The sequence below is a fragment of the Pseudomonas sp. H11T01 genome (assembly GCF_048515765.1).
Classification (GTDB): domain Bacteria; phylum Pseudomonadota; class Gammaproteobacteria; order Pseudomonadales; family Pseudomonadaceae; genus Aquipseudomonas.
Genome location: NZ_JBLYED010000002.1, coordinates 145,716 through 166,637, shown reverse-complemented (window position 1 = coordinate 166,637; position 20,922 = coordinate 145,716). Strand labels below are relative to the sequence as shown.

General features: G+C 59.6%; 17 protein-coding genes. 10 read left to right on the top strand and 7 right to left on the bottom strand.

Annotated elements, in window-relative coordinates:
• Positions 1-1,080 (bottom strand): FUSC family protein, encoded by a 1,080-nt coding sequence (locus tag ACN1C3_RS03280; protein ID WP_419114353.1) that lies wholly within the window; start codon positions 1,078-1,080, stop codon positions 1-3.
• Between the two features lie 31 nt (positions 1,081-1,111).
• Entirely contained in the window at positions 1,112-2,737 is a 1,626-nt protein-coding gene (locus ACN1C3_RS03275) for an NADP-dependent glyceraldehyde-3-phosphate dehydrogenase (protein WP_419114352.1), read from the bottom strand.
• Between the two features lie 289 nt (positions 2,738-3,026).
• Between ACN1C3_RS03275 and ACN1C3_RS03270 the strand changes: the two genes are divergently transcribed.
• Positions 3,027-3,914: a Dyp-type peroxidase gene (locus ACN1C3_RS03270; protein WP_419114351.1), complete on the top strand. Its 888-nt coding sequence runs from the start codon at positions 3,027-3,029 to the stop codon at positions 3,912-3,914.
• A gap of 80 nt (positions 3,915-3,994) precedes the next feature.
• Here the strand turns inward: ACN1C3_RS03270 and ACN1C3_RS03265 are convergent, their stop codons facing one another.
• Entirely contained in the window at positions 3,995-4,492 is a 498-nt protein-coding gene (locus ACN1C3_RS03265) for a hypothetical protein (protein ID WP_419114350.1), read from the bottom strand.
• A 148-nt stretch (positions 4,493-4,640) separates the two neighbouring features.
• Between ACN1C3_RS03265 and lexA the strand changes: the two genes are divergently transcribed.
• The 6 genes from lexA to ACN1C3_RS03235 all read left to right on the top strand — a co-directional run bounded on the left by lexA (position 4,641) and on the right by ACN1C3_RS03235 (position 11,210).
• Positions 4,641-5,258 (top strand): transcriptional repressor LexA, encoded by a 618-nt coding sequence (gene lexA / locus ACN1C3_RS03260; protein WP_419114349.1) that lies wholly within the window; start codon positions 4,641-4,643, stop codon positions 5,256-5,258.
• Positions 5,258-5,875 (top strand): translesion DNA synthesis-associated protein ImuA, encoded by a 618-nt coding sequence (imuA, locus tag ACN1C3_RS03255; protein ID WP_419114577.1) that lies wholly within the window; start codon positions 5,258-5,260, stop codon positions 5,873-5,875. The genes lexA and imuA overlap by 1 nt, the downstream gene beginning before the upstream one ends.
• Before the next feature lie 7 nt (positions 5,876-5,882).
• The gene (locus ACN1C3_RS03250) at positions 5,883-7,298 is read left to right on the top strand and encodes a Y-family DNA polymerase (protein WP_419114348.1); all 1,416 of its coding nucleotides are present in this window, start codon (positions 5,883-5,885) and stop codon (positions 7,296-7,298) included.
• A complete protein-coding gene (locus ACN1C3_RS03245) occupies positions 7,274-10,372 on the top strand; it encodes an error-prone DNA polymerase (RefSeq protein WP_419114347.1) in 3,099 nt (1,032 codons plus the stop codon). The genes ACN1C3_RS03250 and ACN1C3_RS03245 overlap by 25 nt, the downstream gene beginning before the upstream one ends.
• Positions 10,373-10,614: 242 nt before the next feature.
• Positions 10,615-10,848: a hypothetical protein gene (locus tag ACN1C3_RS03240; protein WP_419114346.1), complete on the top strand. Its 234-nt coding sequence runs from the start codon at positions 10,615-10,617 to the stop codon at positions 10,846-10,848.
• A 59-nt stretch (positions 10,849-10,907) separates the two neighbouring features.
• Positions 10,908-11,210 carry a hypothetical protein gene (locus ACN1C3_RS03235; RefSeq protein ID WP_419114345.1) on the top strand — a complete coding sequence of 101 codons (303 nt, stop codon included), beginning with the start codon at positions 10,908-10,910 and terminating at the stop codon, positions 11,208-11,210.
• A gap of 57 nt (positions 11,211-11,267) precedes the next feature.
• On the opposite strand, the gene ACN1C3_RS03230 is transcribed toward ACN1C3_RS03235, so the two are convergent.
• Both ACN1C3_RS03230 and ACN1C3_RS03225 read right to left on the bottom strand, forming a co-directional pair.
• Positions 11,268-12,371, bottom strand: a complete 1,104-nt coding sequence (locus tag ACN1C3_RS03230) for an SMP-30/gluconolactonase/LRE family protein (RefSeq protein WP_419114344.1) — start codon at positions 12,369-12,371, stop codon at positions 11,268-11,270.
• Complete coding sequence (locus tag ACN1C3_RS03225) at positions 12,371-13,516, bottom strand: SRPBCC family protein (RefSeq protein ID WP_419114343.1); 1,146 nt, start codon at positions 13,514-13,516, stop codon at positions 12,371-12,373. The genes ACN1C3_RS03230 and ACN1C3_RS03225 overlap by 1 nt, the downstream gene beginning before the upstream one ends.
• Before the next feature lie 99 nt (positions 13,517-13,615).
• Here ACN1C3_RS03225 and ACN1C3_RS03220 point away from each other — a divergent pair, with 99 nt between their 5' ends.
• Positions 13,616-14,014 (top strand): DUF488 domain-containing protein, encoded by a 399-nt coding sequence (locus ACN1C3_RS03220; RefSeq protein WP_419114342.1) that lies wholly within the window; start codon positions 13,616-13,618, stop codon positions 14,012-14,014.
• 139 nt (positions 14,015-14,153) lie between these two features.
• Here the strand turns inward: ACN1C3_RS03220 and ACN1C3_RS03215 are convergent, their stop codons facing one another.
• Positions 14,154-15,017, bottom strand: coding sequence for a LysR family transcriptional regulator (locus tag ACN1C3_RS03215; RefSeq protein WP_419114341.1), 864 nt, complete (start codon positions 15,015-15,017; stop codon positions 14,154-14,156).
• 211 nt (positions 15,018-15,228) lie between these two features.
• Here ACN1C3_RS03215 and ACN1C3_RS03210 point away from each other — a divergent pair, with 211 nt between their 5' ends.
• Together ACN1C3_RS03210 and ACN1C3_RS03205 are read left to right on the top strand one after the other, a co-directional pair.
• On the top strand, positions 15,229-17,865 hold the full coding sequence (locus ACN1C3_RS03210; protein ID WP_419114340.1) for an MGH1-like glycoside hydrolase domain-containing protein: 2,637 nt from the start codon (positions 15,229-15,231) through the stop codon (positions 17,863-17,865).
• 169 nt (positions 17,866-18,034) lie between these two features.
• Positions 18,035-19,003 carry a zeta toxin family protein gene (locus ACN1C3_RS03205; RefSeq protein ID WP_419114339.1) on the top strand — a complete coding sequence of 323 codons (969 nt, stop codon included), beginning with the start codon at positions 18,035-18,037 and terminating at the stop codon, positions 19,001-19,003.
• A 50-nt stretch (positions 19,004-19,053) separates the two neighbouring features.
• On the opposite strand, the gene ACN1C3_RS03200 is transcribed toward ACN1C3_RS03205, so the two are convergent.
• Positions 19,054-20,901 (bottom strand): amidohydrolase, encoded by a 1,848-nt coding sequence (locus ACN1C3_RS03200; protein ID WP_419114576.1) that lies wholly within the window; start codon positions 20,899-20,901, stop codon positions 19,054-19,056.
• Positions 20,902-20,922 lie beyond the last annotated feature (21 nt).

Genomic DNA, 20,922 nt, shown 5'->3' with positions numbered 1-20,922 from the left:
TCAGATCTTCCAATGCACCGCGGTCTTCGCCAGGCGTTGGCGCATGTTGTCGAGGTTGGCGGCCAGTTGCCGGGTCAATAACCGGTAGCCGTCCAGCGCGGTGTAGACCGGATCGCTCAATGTCGAGTCGTCCTGCGATCCATCGACGGGGCGATCAAGCCGCTGCGAGGCGCCGGATTTCAGGGCGCGGGCCATGCCGATCAACTGCACGCGGATCTGCCGGTGCTCGGTTTTCAGGGCGGATTGCATTGAGGCCATCGCTTGCTCGTCGCTGGCATCCGGTCGGGTGTTGGCAAGAATTTCCAGGGTGCTGACGCACATTCGCAAGTTACGCTGAAGGGCATCGAGTTCGGTCATGGAGATCCGCACTTCTTTGGACACCGACGGCATCAATGAGCGCAGTTGCAACATTGCGCCGTTTAATCGGTTCATCAGTTTGAGGTGTTCGTCGTCGGTGACCGATTGGCCACTGACGATTCGGCCGTAGATCGTCGCGCAGTCCCGCAGCGCGCTCGCCAGGTTGTAGCGCCAGGAATAGACCGCGTACAGCGGCAGTGCGAAGGAAAACGCCAACGCCAGCGCAATACCGATGAGAATGTCGACCCCTCGCCAGAGGCCGTCGGTCACCGGGTTGTCGCCATGACCGGCGACGATGAACACCGTGATTGCCGACAGCAGCGCCGTATAACCGCCCTTGCCGATCGCGTGATACGAGAAGAACCCGCAGACCACCGACATGCCCAGATAGGTCAACCATGGCATCCCCAGCCAAGCCTGCTGAGCCACCAGCAACAGGCCGACGCCGGCACCGATCAAGGTGCCGATGGCCCGCTCGGCGGCTTTTTTGCCGATATTGCCATGATGTTGCAGCCCGCCGATCACCACCAACATGGTCACTGAGGCCCACTCGCCGTGGGGCAGGTGGATCCCGGTGGTCAGCAGGATCGTCGCCAGGAGCCCGAGTGAGACCCGCACAGCATGGATCACTCGGGCATGGCGATAGCGCCGATAAGGGTCCAGCAGAGGACGCAAAAGTCGGCGCAGCAACGACGGCAGTCGAAGCGATCGCAGGGTGTTCATCGGACTCAGGTTATATCCTCCGCAGACGGCCTCAGAATATGTAATCGGTGGTCAGAAAGCTCGACTCACGATTACGGATGATGTCGCTGATGAGCTCTTTATTGCTCTCCTGGAATTTAGTCGCGACCAAGGTGCGAATCGAAAATACCCTGAGGGCGTCATGAACCGAAAGCGTGCCTTCAGCCGAGTTTTTCCGGCCATTGAACGGGTAGGTGTCCGGACCGCGTTGGCACTGGGCGTTGATGTTGATACGGCCGACCTGATTGGCGAAAGTATCGACCAGTCGTCCAACTTCCGTCGAGTTGGTACCGAAAATACTCAGCTGTTGGCCGAAGTCCGATTCCAGTACGTAATCGATCACGGTGTCCAGATCACTGTAGGGCACGATGGGCACCACCGGGCCGAATTGCTCTTCCTGATACACGCGCATCTCGGTGGTGACCGGGTAGAGCACCGCAGGGTAGAAGAATGACCCCCGCGATTCACCGCCGTGGGCGTTCACCACCTTCGCGCCTTTGCTGACGGCATCGGCCACCAACGAGTGCAGGTAGTCGACCTTGCCCAACTCCGGAAGTGGCGTCAGCGCCACGCCATTTTCCCAGGGCATGCCCGGTTTGAGGGACTGGAGTTTGCGGTTGAATTTCTCGATGAAGCTGTCGACCACCTGTTCATGGACGAAGAGGATTTTCAGTGCGGTGCAACGTTGACCGTTGAACGACAGTGAGCCGGTCACCGCTTCGTTGACCGCGTTGTCCAGATCGACCTCTGGTAGCACTATGCCGGGGTTCTTGGCATCCAGCCCGAGGGCTGCGCGCAAACGGTGCGGTTTTGGGTGCAGCTTTTTCAGGTCACTGGCGGCTTTGTTGGTGCCGATAAAGGCAAAGATATCGACCTTGCCGCTGGCCATCAGCGCGCTGACGGTTTCCCGGCCGCTGCCGTAGATGACGTTGATCACACCGGCCGGGAAGCTGTCGCGAAAGGCTTCCAGCAGTGGACGAATCAATAGCACGCCCAGCTTGGCCGGTTTGAATACCACGGTGTTACCCATGATCAAGGCTGGAATCAGCGTGGTGAAGGTTTCGTTCAGCGGATAGTTGTAAGGCCCCATGCACAGCGCCACGCCCATCGGTACACGACGGATCTGGCCGAGGGTGTCCTGTTCCAGTTCGAAGCGGCTTGAACGACGGTCCAGCTCCTTGAGGGCATTGATGGTGTCGACGATGTAATCACAGGTGCGATCGAACTCTTTTTCCGAGTCCTTGAGGTTTTTACCGATCTCCCACATCAACAGTTTGACCACCGCTTCGCGCTGTTCGCGCATGCGACCGAGGAAAGTCTCTACATGCTGAATGCGTTCGGCGACGCGCATCGTCGGCCAATTTCCCTGACCTTTGTCGTAGGCACGAACGGCGGCATCCAGGGCGGTCAACGCTGTCGAGGCATCCAGGAGTGGAGTGCTACCAAGGATGACTTGTTCATCCGCGTTTTCACTGGTCAGGTAGACCGGGCTACGCACCAGCGCAAGTGGGCCCGGCCAACTCTGTAACACACCGTCGACGAGGTATTCGCGCTGTTCGATCTGGCCGTTGAGGCGGTATTTTTCCGGGATGTCCGCGGCGCTGGGGAACAGGTGGTCGAGAATGTTATCTGTGGTCATGGCGCTACCCCGTATGGATTGGGTGATGCAGATAAGGTGTGTTATCACGGAGCGCTGCCAAGCGGTCAAGGTCTTCAGGCAGCGCGCCATGATCAGCATAGCTGAATCGTTTTACCTGATTGCGACAAGGGTTGTCATGCTCCATCTATCGAACGGTGTTCGGCTATTGCTCAATACGGCCCTGGAATCCTGGTCGCGGTTTTTGTCGCGGATTGCTCATTCCCCTTGAAACCGCAAACACATGTCCCTGCGCGGCGGTTAAACTTTGTGCTTTCTAAAAGGAGTTCTCATGAGTTACTACCAGCCGGGCATCCTTGCCACCCCAGTACCGCCTCAGGCACGCCATTTGTTTTTCACTCTCGAATCCGCCGAGGCATTGCCGGCCGTGATCGACAAACTGGTGCAACTGGTAGACGGGAAAGCGGCGGTGGTCGGGTTTGGTGAGTCGCTGGTACAGGCTCTTGGTGGTCAGATCGAGGGGCTGCGGGCGTTTCCTGCGTTGACGGGCGTCGGCGTGGATAACCCTTCGACCCAGCACGCACTCTGGTGCTGGCTGCATGGCGAGGACCGTGGCGAGCTGCTGCATCGCAGCCGCGCTGTTGAAGCGGCATTGGCCCCGGCGTTGCGCCTGGTGCAGATGGCCGAAGCCTTCCGCTACAAGACTGGGCACGATTTGACCGGTTACGAGGACGGCACCGAAAACCCCCACGACGACGCGGCTGTGGCGGCAGCGTTGGTGGGCGAGGGCACGGATGGCTTGCACGGCGGCAGTTTCGCCGCGATTCAGCAGTGGCAACACGACCTGGATGGCTTCGCTGCGATGCCTTCCCAGGAACAGGATCACATCATCGGTCGACGCAAGAGTGATAACGAAGAGCTCGAGGACGCGCCGGAGTCAGCCCACGTCAAACGCACCGCTCAGGAAAGCTTCGCTCCTGAAGCCTTTGTCGTGCGCCGTTCCATGCCGTGGTTGGAAGGCGATCGAGCCGGGCTGATGTTCCTGGCTTTCGGGTATTCCCTCGACGCCTTCGAAGTACAGCTGCGGCGCATGAGTGGCCTGGAAGACGGCATCGTTGATGGCCTCTATCGGATGAGCCGGCCGATTACCGGCGGCTATTACTGGTGCCCGCCGCTCAAGGATGGCCAGCTCGATTTGCGGGCGCTGCGCATCGGCTAGTCGTTGACGTAATTTTCCTTTCTGTGGTGCAGCGTCGCTCGACGCGTAGTGGTCTTGTCAGCGTTCATACAGGCAGGCCATTACGCGTCAGTGGATGGATCGCTGCTGCTCGCAGGTGTTGAAACCGGCCGTAAACCGCTGTCGATGATTCTCTGGGTTCGTTTGGCTTTCTCGATGCAGCCCGGCGTGCCATCGGCGAGGGCCTTCAAGGCGCTGGCGTATGATCGGGCGGGAAAGGAGTCGATTTTTTCGAGCTGCTTTTGTGTCAATCGAACAGCGTACATGGCAATAGCCATTATCTTTTCGACCACATGAGGGTCGTCCCGCAATGACTCCATCAGGTATTTCACGGCCTGTTTGTATTGGCTCAGCGTGCGAATGGCGAACACGTTCACATCGGTGTTGATGAACGTATTGGCGAGCAGCTCACGAATGACCTCATCCTGATGAAATGGCTCGCCGCAAGTGTCTTCAAAGACTCGGCCTCGATTGAGGGTGATGACGTTATCGTTTTCTGTCATGGGTATGCTGGATTTCAGTAGCGGACAATGGTGTGAGCTTAACGCAAGGGCGCGCATTTTTCGGAATGTATGTGAGCTGCGCAATGTCCTGCCACATTTTCACTACAGCCCGCAAAGGCTAAAGATTGGGTAGATGGGGCATTTGTGTGCGGGCTGGAAGTCGCTGACTGGCGGCCCTTGTCAGAAAAAACCGATAGGAGTACAAATGTACTCCATGACGACTTTAAGCCCCCGCCGTACTGCCATCCTGACCTTTATACGCGACCGCATCGCGCAACAAGGCCAGCCACCGAGCCTCGCCGAGATCGCCGAGGCCTTTGGTTTTGCTTCGCGCAGCGTGGCGCGCAAACATGTGGTGGCCCTCACCGAAGCCGGTTTCATTGAGGTCAACGCCAACCAGGCGCGGGGTATTCGCTTATTGAATCAACCGCCCCGGCCCGAACTGCTGGACATTCCAGTGCTGGGCCGGGTGGCTGCCGGTGCGCCGATCGATGCTGATGCCGAGGTGCACAGCCGGCTGATGCTGGACCCTGCGATGTTCTCGCGGATTCCGGATTACCTGCTGCGGGTGCAGGGGGATTCGATGATCGAGGACGGCATTCTCGACGGCGACCTGGTGGGCGTACGGCGCAGTGCCGAGGCTGAAAACGGTCAGATCGTGGTGGCGCGGCTCAATGGAGAAGTGACGATCAAACGCTTTGAGCGGGTCGCAGGGCGTGTGCGTTTGCTGCCACGCAACCCGGCCTATGCGCCCATCGTTGTGCACGCCGATCAGGACCTGGCCATCGAAGGGGTGTTCTGCGGCTTGGTGAGGCAAGGATGATGGGCGCCGTCGTTGCTCTAGATACGCTGTTCAATGGCGGCCAGGTCTGGAAGGGCCGGCCCGCCGCTCCACCGGCCAGCCCTCAACCGACTGGTCATCCAGCGCTGGACGCGGCGTTGCCCACGGGGGGCTGGCCGGAATCGGCTCTGACGGAAATCCTGATTGCCGGGCAGGGCGTCGGTGAGCTGCAGTTGGTCTGGCCGACGTTGGCGCGACTATCTGCCGAGGGCGAGCGGATTGTCTTGGTGGCGCCGCCCCATGTGCCGTATCCGCAGGCCTGGCAGAACGCTGGCGTGGATCTGCGTCAGCTCTCGGTGATCCAGGCCAGCGAGCGTGATGCGCTATGGGCGGCGGAACAATGCCTGCGTTCGGGCAGTTGCGGCGCGGTCCTGTGCTGGCCGCAGAAGGCCGATGACCGTGCCTTGCGCCGCCTGCAAGTGGCCGCCGAAACCGGCCAGACCCTGGCGTTTGCCTATCGCTCGATCAAGGAAGCCATCAACCCTTCGCCGGCCGCCTTGCGTATCGCCATCGATGCCCGGCCCGCGCAACTACGGGTGCTCAAGTGCCGTGGCGGCCTGGCCCACTCGGCGCCGATTGCCTTTGCTACAGGGCATTGAGGTTGGCATGCGCTGGGTCTGCATACTCTTCCCACAATTGGCGTTGGATGCTGCGCTGCGTCAGCGGCCCGATCCCGAAGAACCGTTGGCGCTGCTGACGGGCACTGCGCAGCGTCGGGTGGTGCACGCGGTGAATGCCTCCGCTCGGGCGCTCGGTCTGCGGCCGGGGCAATCCCTGACCGCCGCTCATGCCTTGACCAAAGCCTTTGCCAGCGCCGAATACGACGTTGCCGATATCGAGCAGTGGCAGCAATTTCTTGCGGCCTGGGCCTACCGTTTCAGCTCCCAGGTCAGCGTGTTTTATCCCCGCGCCTTGCTGTTCGAAATCGAATCGAGTCTGGGGCTGTTCGGGCCCTGGCCGCAATTCGAGGCACGGCTGCGGGCGGAACTCACGGAACTGGGCTTTCGCCATCGCATTGTCGCGGCCCCCAATCCGATGGCCGCGCGGGTCCTGGCGAACGCTTACGACGGTTTGGCGGTGGCGGACACTGAGAGCTTGCACCGGGTCCTGGGGCAAATGCCTATTGATCGGATCGGGCTGGAACAGGACGTCGCCATTGCCTTGTCGCGCATGGGCTTGCGAGCCTTGAGTCAGGTTCAGGCGCTGCCGCGTCATACCCTGGCGCGACGCTTTGAAGCTCAGGTGCTTAAGCACCTCGACACGCTGCTGGGGAACCGATCGCTGGCCTTGGCGTTTTACCTGCCGCCGGATCGCTTTGATGTGCGCATCGAGCTGAATTTCGATGTCGTGTCCCATCAGGCGTTGCTGTTCCCGTTGCGCCGGCTCACCGGTGATCTGTCGGCTTTTCTCTGTGGGCGCGACAGCGGCGTGCAGCGCTTTGATCTGCTGCTGGAGCATGCCGGGTTGCCTGATACGCAGATCAAGGTCGGCTTGCTCAGCGCCGAGCGCGATCCGGCGATGCTCTTCGAGCTGGCTCGCGGTCGACTGGAACAGGTGCAAGTCGAGTCCCCGGTACGAGGTTTTCGCCTGGTGGCCCATGACTTGCCTCGGTTCGTCCCGCAGCACCGCGAACTGTTCGACGAGCGCCCACAGCAATCCTTGCCCTGGGAGCAACTGCGCGAACGCCTGCGGGCGCGGCTGGGGGATGACGCGGTGCAGGGGCTGCGCTGGCAGGCCGATCACCGACCGGAACACAGCTGGCAGCCGAGCGCCGATAGCCAGATGTGCCCGCCGAGCCTTGGCCTGCAGCGCCCAGGCTGGCTGCTCACAGAACCGCAGCCGGTGCACGAAGGCGCGGCGCGGATCCTCATGGGGCCGGAGCGGATCGAGTCCGGTTGGTGGGATGGCGGCGATGTGCGTCGCGATTACTACCTGATCGAAACCCGCTCCGGCCAGCAGGCCTGGGCCTATCGGACGGTGGGCGAGGCCGGGCCTTTATGGCTGCAAGGCTGGTTCGCATGAGCGTCGACTATGCCGAACTGCACTGCCTGTCGAACTTCAGTTTCCAGCGTGGTGCCTCCAGTGCCCGCGAGCTGTTCGAACGGGCCAAACGTCAGGGTTATCAAGCGTTGGCGATCACCGACGAGTGCACTCTGGCCGGTATCGTCCGTGCCTGGCAGGCCGCTAAAGAGGTGGAGTTGCCGCTGATCATCGGCAGCGAAATGCGCATCGAAAATGGCCCGAAACTGGTGCTCTTGGTGGAGAGCCTCGAGGGTTACCAGACGCTTTGCCGACTCATCACCCGAGCCCGTCGTCGGGCGGATAAGGGCCAATATCAGGTGCTGCGCGAGGACTTCAACGAGCCGTTGCCGGGGCTGCTGGCGTTGTGGATGCCCGATACCCTCGAGGTTGACGGGGAAGGGCGCTGGTTGCGCAAGGTTTTCGGCGACCGGCTGTGGCTGGCCGTCGAACTGCACTGCGGCCAGAACGATGCCCGACGGCTGGCGGGTTTGCTGGCCTTGTCCGCGGCATTGGATATTCCGGCGGTGGCCAGCGGTGATGTGCACATGCATGCCCGTGGGCGCCGTGCCTTGCAAGACACCATGACCGCCATCCGTCATCACGTGCGCGTCGCCGAGGCCGGGCAACGCCTGCACCCCAACGGCGAACGGCACTTGCGCAGCCTTGATGCCTTGCAGGCACTCTACCCGCCACAACTGCTTGAAGAATCCGCGCGTATTGCCCGGCGCTGCACGTTCGACCTTGGTCAATTGCGCTACCAGTACCCGCGTGAGCTGGTGCCTGAAGGTCAGACACCAGCCTCCTGGCTGCGCGAACTGACCGAGCAGGGCATGCGTTGGCGCTGGCCTGAAGGCGTGGAAGACAAAGTGCTGGCGCTGATCGAAAAAGAACTGAAACTGATCAGCGAGATGGGGTACGAGAGTTATTTCCTCACCGTTCACGACATCGTGCGCTTTGCGCGTGATCGAAAAATTCTCTGCCAAGGGCGCGGTTCGGCGGCCAACTCGGCGGTGTGTTATGCCTTGGGCATCACCGAAATCAACCCCAGCCTGATGAACATGCTGTTCGAGCGCTTCCTCTCCAAAGAGCGCAACGAGCCGCCGGACATCGATGTGGATTTCGAGCACGAGCGCCGTGAAGAGGTGTTGCAGTACGTGTTTCAGCGCTACGGCCGGACCCGCGCGGCGCTCACGGCAGTCGTCAGTACCTACCACGGTGCCGGCGCGGTGCGGGATGTGGCCAAGGCCCTTGGCTTGCCGCCGGATCAGGTCAATGCACTGGCCGATTGTTGTGGTCACTGGAGCGACGAACCGCCCTCAGTGGAACGCCTGCGTGAAGGCGGTTTCGATCCGGACAGCCCGGTGTTGCGCCGGGTGCTGAGCCTGACCGGGCAACTGATCGGCTTCCCCCGGCATCTGTCCCAGCACCCGGGCGGTTTCGTGATTTCCGAACAGCCACTGGACACCTTGGTGCCAGTGGAAAATGCGGCCATGGCCGAGCGCACCATCATCCAGTGGGACAAGGACGACCTGGACATGGTCGGTCTGCTCAAGGTCGACATTCTTGCCCTTGGCATGCTCAGCGCCATTCGCCGCTGTTTCGACCTGCTGCGCCGTCATCGTGACCTGGATCTGAGCCTGGCGACGGTGCCCAAAGAAGACCCGAAAACCTACGAGATGATCGGTCGTGCCGACACCATCGGTGTATTCCAGATCGAATCCCGAGCGCAGATGTCGATGTTGCCCCGGCTCAAACCCGTGAAGTTTTACGACTTGGTGATTGAGGTGGCTATCGTCCGTCCCGGTCCGATTCAGGGCGGTATGGTGCATCCGTACTTACGGCGGCGTAATAAAGAGGAACCTGAAACCTATCCGTCCGAAAAATTGAAAACAGTCCTGGAACGCACACTGGGAGTGCCGCTGTTTCAAGAACAGGTCATGCAGATTGCGATTGTTGCCGCCGATTACAGCCCCGGCGAGGCCGACCAGTTACGCCGCTCCATGGCCGCCTGGAAACGTCACGGCGGTCTGGAGCCGCATCAGGTACGTCTCAGGGAAGGCATGCTGAAAAATGACTACACAGAAGCATTCGCCGCGCAGATCTTTGAGCAGATCAAAGGCTTCGGTAGTTATGGTTTTCCCGAGTCCCACGCCGCCAGTTTTGCCTTGCTGACCTACGCCAGTTGCTGGTTGAAATGCCACGAACCGGCGGCCTTTGCCTGCGCGCTGATCAACAGCTGGCCGATGGGTTTCTACAGCCCGGATCAGATTCTTCAGGACGCCCGTCGGCATCATTTGCAGATCCGTGCGGTGGACGTGCGCGCCAGTGATTGGGATTGCAGCCTGGAACCGATCCACGGTGGGCAGCCGGCGATTCGCATGGGGTTGCGGATGATCCGTGGTTTTCGCGAGGACGATGCCCGACGCATTGAAACGGCACGCCTGGCCGGTAAGTTTGTCGATATCGCCGATCTGGGCGAGCGGGCGCGGCTCGACTCCCGGACCCAGGAGCAACTGGCCGACGCCGGAGCTTTGCGCGGGTTGGCCGGAGATCGTCATCGGGCGCGCTGGGAAGTGGCAGGAGTGCAGAAACAGCTTGGCCTGTTTGCGGGTTTGCCGAGCCAGGAAGAACCCATCGTGATCTTGCCCAAGCCTACCGTGGGTGAAGACCTGCAAGCCGATTACGCCAGTGTCGGCACGACCCTGGGCCCGCATCCGCTGGCCTTGCTGCGGGGCGAATTGAAAGCCCGGCGCTGCCGCAGTTCGCGGGAATTACTGGAGGTCGAGCATGGGCGCAATGTCAGCATCGCCGGGCTGGTCACCGGCCGACAACGCCCCGGGACCGCCAGCGGCGTGACCTTCGTCACGCTGGAAGATGAGTTCGGCAACGTCAACGTGGTGGTCTGGCGTGACCTGGCTGAACGTCAACGTCAGGTGCTGGTGGGTTCGCAGTTGTTGAAAGTCGACGGCACGCTGGAGACCGAGGGCGAGGTGCGGCATTTGATTGCCGGGCGGTTGAGCGATTTGAGTTCGCTGCTGACCGGGATCAGCGTGCGTAGCCGGGATTTCCGGTGAGAACGGATGATCGTTCTCACTTCGAACGCGTCCGCGTGGTTGTCTGCGGTACACCACACAAGGTCGCGGCAAGAAAGAAGAGCCGTACCGGGCCGTTCCTGGCGAAAACGCTGCAACAGGCGTGAGCCGGGAGCACCACTGGTCTGATAGACGGTCGACAGAAGGGTGTAGGCGAGGCCATGCTGATACTTGGTTATCGCGATAAAACGCGGTTGCCACCGATCAACAAACGGAGGTGTTCCATGCCGGTGAACCATGACCTTTATCAGGATTTGGGCTGCACAAAGGAAGTCATCCAACAAAAGCGCGCCAACGACCCCCATCTCCACTCGCTGCTCGATCAATACTCACGCATCGATACCGAAGTGCTGAAGGCCGAGGCTGCGGCGCTTGCTGATGATGAACTGAGGAAGCTCAAGGAGAAGCGTGTGTTGATCAAGAGACAGATATCCAGCCAGTTGACGAATCAATCCTGAATCGGTGAAGTCCTGAGCGGGGTGGCGCAGATTGCTGCACACCCCGCCAGACTGGCTCGATGACCGGTCAGCAAACAAATGGAACGGCCATCAATGCCAACTCCTCGGATTTTCAGAGACTGATTTTTCAGGCTCCATGCGAGGTGACTATGAGTAATCCAAAATTTCCCAGCGAAGAACAGGGCGGTTATGACCCGATGCAGAGGTCCCCTCAACCCTTGAGTCCAGGACATATGACGGCTCATCCGGACAGCGAGCCGGGTATTGATGAACTGCCTAAGGATGAAGCGCTGATCGAGGCTGAACGGGTGCGTGAAAAAACCGAAAAAGCAGTGCGGGACAAGCAGAAGAGCCCGCGCTGAAGCCTCTAATGGCTCCGTAAATTCCCCCGCGCGCGTAGCAGCAGGCTTCGCCAGCTGCTACGGCTTGCGCATCGCCTGACTCAATGGCAGACGCGCCATATTGCTCGCCTTGAGTGACCCCAGATACAGCCAGTCACCGTATTCACGGACCGTGGTAATGGGTGAGTAATTGCCTTTGCTATTGTCCTGCAAATTGGCGATGACCTTGCCTTCGGTGTCCAGGCCAAGCGCGAATGCCCGTTTCTCTATCGGTTTGGGCAAGACCATCATGGCCCGCACCATCATCTTGCGCAGGTACGGATGGCCGGCCGTGCCATCGAGCAGCGCACTGCGCGGCGCGTAGAGGGCCACCCAAAAGCGGTCGCGGCCGTTGAAGCTGAGGTTGTCGGGCAGCCCTGGCAGGTTGTCGATGAATACATCATGGGTGCCAGCCTTCGCGCCGGTAATCCAGTAGCGGCTGATGCGATAGGCGCCGGTTTCGTTGACCAGCACAAAGGCCTCGTTCGGTCCCAGTGCCACGCCATTGGCGAACTCAAGCCTGTCCAGCAACTGCTCGGTTTTTCCGCTCTGGAAGTCATAGCGCAGCAGTCGCCCGTCGCCACCGTGTTCGAGGATCGCCTCGCCATCCTTGCCATAACCCCAACGGCTCGAGGCGTCGCTGAAGTAGGCGTAACGCCCGATGGCGTCCACCGTGACGTCATCGGTGAAACCGAAGGGCAGACCATTAGCCTCGGTCGTCAGGGACGTCAACCGGCCTTGGGCGTCGAGTGCCAACAGGCCTTTGATCCCGTCGGCGATGATCAGCCGGCCATCCGGATGCCGGGCCAGCCCCAGCGGGCGACCGCCGGTGTTAGCCAGCACGTTGAGGGTTTTGCCATCCAGGCTGGTGCGGATCACCCGACCGTCGTGCAGGCCGGTGATCAGGAATCCATCCACCAGCAGCAGCGCTTCGGGCCCGGCAATATCCACAGCGCCGACCTTTTCCGCGCTTTTGAGCTTTTGGTTTTCGGCGTAGACACCGGCGCTCAGCGACGGCGCGGCTGATGGTGCCCAATCGACTGGCTGCACCTTGGTGGGCATCAGCAGCAGAAAGGCTGCGATGGCAATCACCAGGAGCAGAACAATGTGGTGAAACTTGACTCGACGGGGGGAGCGACTCATCAAACGATAACTCCTGTCTGGGCCGGAATCGCCCGTTGTGCCATCTCACACAATGCCAGCATGGACGTTGCCGATTCGCGCTCTATCCGTTGCTTGAACAACAACTGATTGCCCAGACGCATCAGCAAGCCGCTAAAGCGGTATTCCAGGGTGCGGATAAACCGCGTGCCGTCGCCATGGACAGGCTGGCATTCGTAGGTCACCACCAACTCCAGGCCGTGATTACCCTGAGCCCGAGCGCTCCAGCGGCGGCCCGGCAGGTACTCGTTCACTTCCCAACTCAAATGACCGGAACGCCCGCCCGCATGAATGTCTTCTTCGAAGCGCGAACCGGCATGCAGCGGGCCGTTCTGGCCTTCAACCTTGAGCGATGAGGGATGCCACTCCGGCCAACGGGTGGCGCTGCTGGCGTAGGCGAGAACCGCTTGCGGGCTGCGGGCGATGTCGACGTGATGCTGCATGCGGGTCATGGGCGGTCTCGATTGAAGGCGGCGATCCGGTTCCCAATACAGGGTCCCGAAAAGGTAGTCCATCAGCGGAAAAACGATATTGAAATTGCGTTCCTGCATGAGCTCGCGACGGTGATGCAGTTCATGCAGATGGCGCATCTGGCGAATCCACGGTAGCCGGGTGATCGGGTTGCCCGGCGGCAGATGCTCGCAGGCGTGAAACACCTCGTAGGCCAGATAACCAAGGATCATGCAACCAGCAAACAGCCCGGCGACATTGGCGTTGAGCTGCTTGAGCAGCCACCAGGCGGGAAGGATAATCACCAGGCTGTACAACACGATCAGCCAGGCCGGGAACAGAATCACCCGCCAGTCGCGAGCACTGTCGTAGGTCATGTGACCCGGTGCGAAAAAGCTGTGGTGGTCACCGGCATGCCGCGCATAAAACATCCGCGCAAAGGTCTTTTTGTGATGCCCAAGATGCCGGTGCACGGTATAGATGCAAACGTTGAAGAACAGCAAGGTCAACGGCACCGCCAGCCATTCCAGCGGCTGCACCCGGTCCAGGGTGCTCCAGAAAAAGCCGATACACAACAGACCAAAAACCACGACGAAACCACCGTGCAGCCACGGGTTGTACAGCGGATGAATGCCCGCACGGTAACGCGTGCGAAATGCCTCAGTGGTCTGCCTCACCAGGGTCTCCTGTTGTCAATGTTATTGACAGAAGATTAGCCCCGGCCGAATTATCCAGCGAATGGATATTCGCAATGGGCGTTCACGGGAGGCAACGCGATGATTCAATGCAAACGCGCCTACAGCCCTGTAGACGCCAATGACGGTTACCGGGTGCTGGTCGATCGTCTGTGGCCACGCAACTGCCGCAAGGATCAACTGCCGCTGGATGAATGGCTGCGCGAGGTTGCGCCTTCAACCGAGTTGCGGCGGGCATTCAAGCAGGCTGAAGTGGACTTCAACACCTTTCGAACCCGTTATCGGCAAGAGCTGACCGCTCGGCCCGAGCATTGGTGGAAGCTGCTTGAGAAGGCGCGAACCGGCACGCTCACGCTGATTTATTCGGCCAAGGACGAACGGCATAACAATGCTCGGGTACTGGCCGAGTGGCTGGAAGACGAACTCGACCGGGGCGGGGACTCAAGTTCCCCGGTGTGTTATGCGGGGGATTTCAATTAACGCCCATGCGCAAACCCTGTGGGAGAGGGCTTGCCCGCGAAGAACGATGACGCGTAATACCTGAAAAACCGCGGTGTTCGCTTCGCGGGCAAGCCCGCTCCCACAGATATTCACCCAGCCGAAAAATAGGCCTCATCCCTCAAATCAGCGGATCCCAGCGTTGAGACCAGTCGCCGTCGGCCTTGACCACTTCTCTAAGCAGTTCGAAGGCCAACTGCAAGGTGGCCGAATCACGATCCCGTGAATAGACCAGGTAAGTCGGATAGCTGAATTCCGGCGCTTTGGGTACGCGCTCCAGTACGCCACTGTCGAGATAGCTTTGCACCACTCGGGTCCGGAAATAGCCGGAGCCGCCATTTTCGAGGATGTACTGCAATGCCAATGGCCCGAGGTTGAAGCTGATGGCGGCTTTCGCCTTGTCCGGCAATGCCGCGTCGTGTTGTCGGCGAAAGTCTTTGCCCCAATCGATATAGACATACGGTTCCGGATTGGCCACCAGACGAATCTGAATAAGCTTTTCTTCCAGCAATTGCTCGACTTGCAGGCGTGGCCAATATTCGGGTTGATAGACTAGGGCCGCGTCCAGCACCCCCAGCTCAAGCTGGCGCAGCAGATTTTCGCCGTCGCGAATTTCCGTGCGCAACGCATGGCTTGGAATCTTTTCGCGCAACGCGCGAGCCCAACTGAGCATCAGCGGATTGCACAGGCTGACCTCACCCCCGATATGCAACACGTTACGGTAACCGTCAGGCAGCGGCAGATCGCGACGAGCCGCTTCCCATGTCTGCACCAATTGATTGGCATAGACCACGAAGGCTTCGCCATCCGGAGTCAGCCTGGCACCGGCGCGATTGCGCACGAACAAGGTGCTGGAGAGCTGACTCTCGAGCTTCTGGACGCGTGCGGTAATAGCGGTCTGAGTGACATGCAGCTTCTCGGCTGCCGAGGCAAGACTTCCGTGACGAACGATCTCCAGGAAGGTGCGGGCTAGATCGATGTCCATGGGCATCCCGGTACTCAAAGGGGTTTGCAGTGTAGAGCAACCGGCTCTGTTGCAGCACACTTGAACTGATCCTGAACCTGTAGGAGCCGAGCTTGCTCGCGATAGCATCACCGCGGTGAGACAGACAGACAGACCGCGCTGCCTGCATCGCGAGCAAGCTCGGCTCCTACAGGATCTACACTGCAAATCACCCGAACCCACGGAAGTCCCCATGACGGTAAAGCCGGCAGCGAATATTCTCGAGACGGTTGAAGGTCAACGCCTGGCGGGTGTCGATGCCGATCGCTGGCGTGAATGGGGGCCGTACTTGAGTGAGCGGCAGTGGGGCACGGTACGCGAGGATTACAGTGCCGATGGCGATGCCTGGCGCTATTTCCCCCATGACCATGCGCGCAGCCGTGCTTATCGCTGGGGCGAGGACGGGCTGGCGGGGTTTTCGGACAAGGCGCAGCACTGGTGCCTGGGGCTGGCGCTGTGGAACGAACGCGACCCCATTATCAAGGAACGGTTGTTCGGTCTGAACAACGCCGAGGGCAACCATGGTGAGGATGTCAAAGAACTCTACTTCTACCTGGACGGGGTGCCGAGCCATGCCTATATGCGCATGCTCTACAAATACCCTCAGGCGGCATTTCCCTACGACGATTTGTTGACCGAGAATGCCCGTCGTGGTCTGGGAGATACCGAGTACGAAATCCTCGATACGGGGGTCTTTGAAGATGATCGCTACTTCGATGTGACGGTGGAATACGCCAAGCACACGCCGGACGATATTTTCATGCGGGTCACGGTCCAGAATCGCGGCGATCAGCCTGCTCGTTTGCGTGTGTTACCGCAGCTCTGGGCGCGCAATACCTGGAGTTGGGACGCTGATGGGCACAAACCGAGTCTTGCCCTGAGCGGCGAGCACGTCATCGCACGGCTCGCCCATCGAGCCGACCTGCAGGCCACCGCCTGGGGACAGCCAGGCTGCGAGTGGTTGTTCTGCGACAACGAAACCAACTTTCCAAAACTCAATGGCCTGGCGGCAACCGGCCCGTTCAAGGATGGAATCAACGACTACATAGTCAATGGCGCCGACTACGCGATTCGCCGCGATAAGGGCACGCGGATGGCCGCGCATTTCACTCTGGAACTCGCAGGGCGGGAGAGCAAAAGCGTGATCCTGCGCCTGGCTCCGGTGGGCGCCGAACGGGTCAATGCCAGAACCCTGTTCGAGCAGCGTCGTGCCGAAGCCGACGACTATTACGCGGCGCTACAGGCTGACCTCAAAGATGCCGACGCGCGCAACGTTCAGCGCCAGGCGCTGGCCGGATTGTTGTGGTCCAAACAGCTGTATTACTTCGACGTCAAACAATGGCTGGATGGAGACCCCACTCAACCGGCGCCACCCCCCGAGCGTGCCCATATCCGCAACACCCATTGGCGGCATCTCTCCAATTTCGACATCGTCTCCATGCCCGATACCTGGGAATACCCTTGGTATGCCTCATGGGACCTGGGCTTTCAGGCCGTGGCCTTTGCGTTGATCGATCCAGGTTTTGCCAAGCACCAGTTGCTGCTGTTGGTCAAAGACCGCTTCATGCACCCCAACGGCCAGTTGCCGGCCTACGAATGGCGTTTCGACGACGCCAATCCACCGGTCCATGCGTGGGCCTGTTGGCGGGTTTATAAACGAGACATGGCGTTGACCGGCGTCGGCGATATGGATTTCCTCGAGCGGATTTTCCACAAGCTGCTGCTGAACTTTTCCTGGTGGGTCAACCGTAAGGATGCCGAGGGTCGCAACCTGTTTCAGGGTGGTTTTCTCGGGCTCGACAACATCGCCTTGTTCGACCGCTCAGCCGCACTGCCACCCGGCTATCAACTCGATCAGGCCGACGGTACGGGGTGGGTTGCCGCCTATGCACTGGACCTGATGCGCATCGCTCTTGAGCTGGCCAAGCGCAACGCGGTGTATGTCGACATCGCAGTGAAGTTCTTCGAGCACTTCCTGTACATCGCCGGAGCCATCAACCGCGTTGATAGCAGCGCTGAAGGGCTGTGGGATGAACAGGACCATTTTTTTTACGATGTCTTGCACCGTCCTGACGGTCAGAACGAGCCGCTGCGATTGCGCTCTATCGTCGGTCTGATGCCACTGTTTGCGGTGCAAGTGCTGGAACAGCATGAGCATGAGGGATTACCAGGGTTGCGCGATCGTCTGTTTGGTTTCATACGGCATCGTCCGGACCTTGCCAATCTGGTTTCACGCTGGACCGAGCCGGGGGAGGGCAATCGGTTCTTGCTGGCGCTGCTGCGCGGTGAACGCACCAAAGACCTGCTCAAACGCATGCTCGACGAGACTGAGTTTCTCTCCGAATTCGGCATTCGTTCGCTCTCCAAGGCCTTCGCCGACCAGCCCTTTGCCCTGCAAATGGACGGCAATGCGCTGTGCGCCCGCTATGAACCGGCGGAGTCCGGCTCGCGGCTTTACGGCGGCAATTCCAATTGGCGCGGGCCGCTGTGGATGCCGATCAATTACATGCTGATCGATTCGTTGCGCGAGTTTCATCGTTATTACGACGATAACTTCTCGGTCGAATACCCCAGCGGCTCAGGCTATCTGGCGTCACTGGCCGAGGTCGCCGACGGCTTGAGTCAGCGTCTGACGAAGTTGTTTCTGCTGGACGAAAACGGCCGCCGCCCCTCGATGTCCGGGTATGCACAATTACAGGCCGATCCCGCCAGTCGCGATCTGCTGTTGTTCCATGAGTATTTTCATGGCGAGACCGGTCGCGGCTTGGGCGCCTCTCATCAAACCGGGTGGAGTACGTTGGTGGCGTTGTTGTTGCAGAAGGGAACTTAAACAATTAATCGGCGCTTGTGGCGAACGGACATCTTTGGAGGGCGGGGCGGTATCTATATAGGTTTGCGAGTGATGCTGTGGGAGTAAGCTTGCTCGGCGTGCTGAATAAATAAACGTACGCGTTGATCTTCAGGAAAAGATCACCCATTCACTTAAAGGGAATTAATTCGTGTCAGACACGCCCCCGTATTCATATACAGACAACGATGTGCAAAGCGCTTTTGACGAGATTAATAGAACGCTGTTCAACAATAAAACCAGTGCTGCTGTCCCGAAAATGTTGGTAGTAACAGGTATTCAGGGCTCAGGAAAGACCTACCTGCTGGAGAACACACTGCTCTCTGCGGGGAAGTACGCCAACTGCATCAGGTTGTATCTGCCGGACTACAGGAAAAAGCACCCGCAGTATGCGCAGATGGAGAGCAAGGGTGTATTGCATGCCTACGAACATACCGAGGCCTTCGTGAAAGAGGTATGCACGAAGATCTTCACAAAAGCGCTTTCAGGAAAGTACAGCATCATCATGGAGTCCGCCCTGGATTCAGTCGAATTTGCTTCATTCCCTCCTATGGCGGTGACGGCAGGCTATCAATTCGAAGTTCACGTTGTTGCCTGTAAAAAAGAGTTCACCCATTTATCGACCATTACCCGAGGGCTGAAAAGCCTGAAAGACAAACAGCTTGAAAGGTTTCTCCGGGCAGCGGACCTGAACGCGAGCCTAGCCAATGCCCAGTCAATATTGACGGCGTTCGAGGAGGCTTGTACCAAGGTCGTCGGTTCGCAGATAACCCTGTATGAGCGAGGGTTCGGTGCGTTGAAGGACCGCAGGGTCGTGTGTCATAGCTTATGCGACAACGTTGCCAACCTGACCCCACAACCGATCAAGAACAGCGATGGCAACGTGATCAAGCCTGAAGACAATCTGGTCCGTATAGAAAGGTCGGCGCTCAAGACCACGCCGTCTGCCTACAGTGCCTATGCGAATATTGTGAATGTTGATGTGGTCAGGCATGAACGCAGAGAGATGGTGTGGGATTGCCAATTGGCGCTAGCGGACACTGTAGGTTTTCGCGAAGAAGTACCAGTGTTTGTTTTTACTGATCTTTTTGCCTACATTCTGAAATACACCTACCGCTGAAGCTCCAATCCGGTGGGGGCCGTTCTCCGGCCCCCACCCAAAACTTCATCTCAAAACGCAAAACACGAACAGCCGAACGCTCCCCAGAACCCTTGAAAATCACTCACCGGCACTGAAGACAAACGTGCCCGCTCATGGCTGTGGGCATGCACGCCGCAGGGGCCGACACATTGGTGGACCTGCGCCGTCAGCGGTGCACTCGGCCTCCAGTGGCCCGGCACGTTCACCACCGGTGACCAGTCGGGCATCACCGGCACATCGGGCGGAGCGAGCTTGTCGAATTCCAGGGTGCCGTATACCACCTTGCCGTCGACCACGGTCAGCACGGATTCGATCCACTTGATGGCTTCGTCGTCGACACTGAAATAGTCGGCCGACAGCGCCACCAGGTCCGCCAATTGTCCGACTTTGATCTGGCCTTTCTTACCTTGTTCGGAGGAGAACCAGGCGCTGCCGTGGGTGAACAGCTCCAGTGCAGTGTCGCGGCTCAGGCCCTGCGGATACAGCTCAAGACCGCCGACGGTGCGCCCGCTGACCAGCCAGTACAGCGAGGTCCATGGGTTGTAGCTCGATACACGCGTTGCATCAGTGCCGGCACCGACCGGGATGCCTTCGGCGAGCATGCGTTTGATCGGCGGTGTGTGCTCCGCCGCTTTGGCGCCGTAGCGGTCGACAAAATACTCGCCCTGGAAGGCCATGCGGTCCTGAATGGCGATGCCACCACCCAAGGCACGAACCCGCTCGATGTTTTCAGGCGTAATGGTTTCAGCATGATCGAAGAACCACGGCAGACCATTGAACGGAATGTCACGATTGACCTTCTCGAACACATCGAGCATCCGTGTGATCGACTCGTTGTAGGTGGCGTGCAAACGGAACGGCCAGCGCTGTTCCACCAGATGGCGCACCACTGGCTCCAGTTCCTGCTCCATGCTCTGTGGCAGATCCGGGCGCGGCTCGAGGAAGTCTTCAAAGTCGGCGGCGGAGAACACCAGCATTTCGCCGGCGCCGTTGTGCCGCAGGAAGTCATCGCCCTGGCCGTACTTCGAGCTGCTGGTCCAGTTCTTGAAGTCGGTCAATTCTTCCTTGGGCTTTTGGGTGAACAGGTTGTAGGCGATGCGCACGGTGAGTTGCTTGTCCCTCGCCAGCTGCTGGATGACCTGATAGTCGTCCGGGTAGTTCTGATAACCACCACCGGCATCGATGGCGCTGGTCACGCCGAGGCGATTGAGTTCGCGCATGAACTGGCGGGTTGAGTTGACCTGATACTCCAGCGGCAGCTTCGGCCCTTTGGCCAGGGTCGAATACAGGATCATCGCGTTGGGCCGCGCAATCAGCATGCCGGTGGGATCGCCATTGGCATCGCGCTGGATCTCGCCGCCCGGCGGGTTCGGGGTGTTGCGGTTGTAGCCGACCACCTTCAACGCCGCGCGGTTGAGCAGGGCGCGGTCATAGAGGTGCAGGACGAAGACCGGGGTGTCCGGTGCGGCTTTGTTCAGTTCTTCAATCGTCGGCAGGCGCCGTTCGGCAAACTGGAACTCGTTCCAGCCACCGACCACCCGAACCCATTGCGGCGTCGGCGTGCGATCGGCCTGATCCTTGAGCATGCGCAAGGCGTCGGCCAGTGACGGCACGCCTTCCCAGCGCAGTTCCAGGTTGTAATTGAGACCGCCGCGGATCAAGTGCAAGTGCGAATCGTTGAGTCCGGGAATTACTGTGCGTCGTTGCAGGTCGATGACCTGGGTGGCATCGCCGCGCAGGGCCATCGCCTCGGCATCACTGCCGACGGCGATAAATCGACCGTCCTTGATCGCAACGGCGGTGGCTTGGGGTTTTTCACGGTCGACAGTGTGTAAGTGACCGTTGTACAGAATCAGATCGGCTGGGGCGTTGGGCATGGTACTGCTCCCTGCGATTAA